This window comes from Kaarinaea lacus, assembly GCF_975902315.1.
In genome coordinates, this window is record NZ_CDLKIE010000435.1 from 1 (window position 1) to 3,628 (window position 3,628).

General features: G+C 47.5%; 2 protein-coding genes. Both read right to left on the reverse strand.

The window, feature by feature from the left end; genetic code table 11:
• Positions 1 to 234, reverse strand: a 234-nt coding sequence (locus ACWVCM_RS13630; protein WP_455202310.1) for a hypothetical protein, incomplete at its 3' end; no start/stop codon positions are given.
• 374 nt (positions 235 to 608) lie between these two features.
• Positions 609 to 3,628, reverse strand: a 3,020-nt coding sequence (locus ACWVCM_RS13635; protein ID WP_455202311.1) for an efflux RND transporter permease subunit, incomplete at its 5' end; no start/stop codon positions are given.

The window sequence follows — 3,628 nt, forward strand, 5'->3', positions numbered from 1 at the left end:
ATTATTCAATACTTCTCCAAAACCACTGACTCTCAATCGAGGGGATAAACCCATCATCGAAAATAGAATCAGTACGGCGGCAAGGAAAAATCCCATCACCATCCACAATGGCTTGATCGGTGGAAAAGCCATTTCCATGACGATCAAACTAAACCCGATCAACAGGAATAGTATCCGCGTCGATGTTCTTAACGCCCGAGATTTTCTGGAAGAAACACGTAAGATTGTGGTCATCCACATCTCCTTTCTAAATTGTTAAACAGTCACGAGTCACTGGCCTTCTCTAAAAACACGGCAACCGGACCAGGCAAAACTGTTAACTGTTATTTGCTTTCCCTCGCAAAGTTACTTTTTGCGATCGAACATATACTAGAATTTCTACAGGGGAACTCAAACGATATTTTTCGATCGTCTTGAGAAAGAAATATTTTCGATGTTTTGCTAACGGCGGAAGGGTGCAGGGAATGGCTTTGGCTGAGCAAAAACAAATATTAGAAACAATTATATTTTAACCCCAATTGTCGGTTAAAGATTGATCGCGGTTTGTTGTCATTTCACGCTCCCCTGATTCTATTAAGGAGCTAAACGTGAAAATGGTGGATATTACGCTACTTGCCAGGATGAGCCAGTTTAAGTGCGATGACCGTTAAGGCAGGCAGAAAGGTCAATGCTACGACAGCGGTTCCCAATAAACCAAACATGACAATCACACCGACTCCTCGATATAGTTCGGTTCCCTCGCCGGGAATAAACACTAATGGTGCTAACCCAAATACGGTGGTAAGTGTTGACATGGCGATGGGACGTAAACGTAGATCGACTGCATTACGCACTGCTTGCATGGCGTCCATTTTCAGTTCGCGTACATTTGTCATGGCCTGGTGCACGATGAGAATGGGATTGTTAACCACAGTTCCCATTAAAATGAGAAAGCCTAGCATGGATATCATGTCAAACGACAAATGTGTAGCCTCAAGTCCGAGCAGGGGAAATAACCAGTCGCCACCAAAGTTAAAAATCCAGAGGCCGAATATGCCGCCGGCAACACCCAGGGGAATGGTGGTCATAATTAACAGTGGGTAACCCCAATGGGTAAAGATGGCGACCAGTAACAGATAAATAATAATGATTGCGACAATATAGTTGGTGGTTAAGGCTTCACGTGTTGCCTGTAATGCGTCACTGGCACCGGAAATTCCCATGGTGATGTTGCTGGGGATTTCGCCGGAGTCACGCAAGTAATTAACGACATCTTTCCTAACGATATCGACGCCGGTTTCCAGTGCTACATTATCAGGTGGAATGATATTTAGAGTAACGGTGCGTTTTCCGTCCAGGCGTCGAATGCGATTGGTATCAACGGTTTCTACTATATTGGCAATGGACGACAATGGCACGATAGCACCGATAGGTGTGTAAACGGTCATTTGATTCAGGCTTTCCAGTGACGCGTTTTTCCCCGCTTTGCTATATAAGTAGATGTCAATCTTGTCGTCATCGAGAAAGAACTCATCGACAAATGCGCCATCGGTAAGTGCGGCAACAGTAAAACCAAATTCCTGGGTATTCATACCCACTTCACTGGCGCGGGTCCAGTCGGGTTGTATCTCTACCAGTGGTTGCGATAAGGATAATGTTGAGGGATTTGCCCGTATGCGAGGTGAATCGAAAACTTCCTGCGCACGTTGATAAACTGTTAGCGCAGAGCTGTAAATATCCGACAGGTTGGGGCCAGAGATATCGACGTTTATGCTACGCGTGCCACCCGAATTACTGGTGATGATGGAACCCCGCGTGACAAAAGAACGCATGGCAGGATATTCCCTGTACTTGTCATGAATGGCTTTCATTAACGCTTTGATCTGTGACGGGTCCTTGGGCTGAGAAATAATTCTGATGCGGCGCGATTCAATACTTAAGTTGAAATAAGCCATGGCAGGAACTTTGGTTTCACCGTTTATAAATTGCTCCGGTGTATCGTCCAGGAACTGCATAAAGTAATCCTGCAATTCAAATCCTATCTTCGCCATGGTTTCGAGATTATAACCAGGCGGTGAGCTCAAGGAGGCGAAGGTTTTGGGTTCTTCACCTTCTGGCAGGTACTCCGCCGCTGGTGTTAAATACATAAATATTGCAACACTGATAGCGACGACTAAGGCAATAATAGTGACGCGATGACCAGTGTTCTCAATCAGGTAGTTAATACCATGTGTAATGCGAGAACGGGCGCCTTTCTTCTGTTCGTCAGCTGCTGCGCCATCGGAACGAAATTGCAGGTGTGCTGTGGCAGTGGGGATAACCGCGATGGCGACCAGCATGGAGGTAAGTATCGATGCAGATATGGCAATAGCAATATCCGAATATAATTGTCCCGCTTCTTCCTGAATAAACAGTATGGGTACAAACACCAGCACCGTGGTTAAAGTGGAAGCCAGTACCGCAGGCCAGACCCGTTGTACACCGGAGATTGCGGCGCGCAGTCTATCCATGCCTTTACGGCGTTCACGCTCGATACTTTCCAGAACCACAATGCCATTGTCGAGCGTCATGCCAATGGCGAATGCCACGCCGGCCAGGGAAATAACATTAACGGTACGGCCGGTTGCCAGCAGTCCAATAAACGCAGCGATCGTACAAACCGGAATACCCATCACGCCGACCAATGTTGCCCTGCCAGAACGGAGAAACAGGTACATAACCAGGCTCGCCAGTATTGCACCGAGCGTCAGGTTCTGCCAGACGTTTTTAATGGACTCCTGCACATATCCGACGTCATCAGCGATCAGACGCATATACATACCGGCAGGATTGAGTAGCTCGGAATTAATGGCCTCCATTTCTGCCATCAATGCATTCTTGATGTCGATAACATTGGAACCGGGTTGGCGCCGCACTGACATGCCGATGACCGGAGCACCATCGGTATAAGAAATCCGTGACAGCTCCGAGTGATCTATCTGGATATCCGCCACATCGCCCAGGCGAATAACAGAATCGCCGCGACGGTCGAGAATCAGTTGGCGTAAGTCCTCAATGTCTTTAAAGCGGCCAATGGTGCGCAATAAGTAGCGGCGTTTGCCTGATTCAATTTCGCCGCCGGATATGTCGCGATTGCGATCCCTGATAACGTTACGTACATCCGTTAATGAAATTTTACGTTCGGATAAACGTGCCGGATCAATGAGAATTTGTATCTGCCTTTCTGCGCCACCATAGACATTCACTGAGGAAACACCGGGCGCGCTTTCCATGCGTGGTCGGACATTGTCATCAATAAAATCCTGCATCAAGACCATATCCAGGTTGCGTGGATTATCTTTTAGTGGCGCAACCCGGAAGTACATAAAGGAATTGGCGGAAAATGAAGAGGCATAGATGCGCGGTTCGTCGACGTTATTGGGATAGGAAGGAACCTGGGACAGGGCATTATTAACACGGATTAAGGTTTCATTGAGATCAATACCGAAAGGGAAATCCAGTTCAACCCTCGCCTGGCCAAAAGAGGAGGTGGAGACTATCCGTTGCAGGCCGGGAATGGCGCGCAGGTATTCTTCCTGCTCAATGACAATTTCTTTTTCTACATCCTGTGGTGTGGCGCCGGGCCATGTGGTGCGGATGGATATAGTAC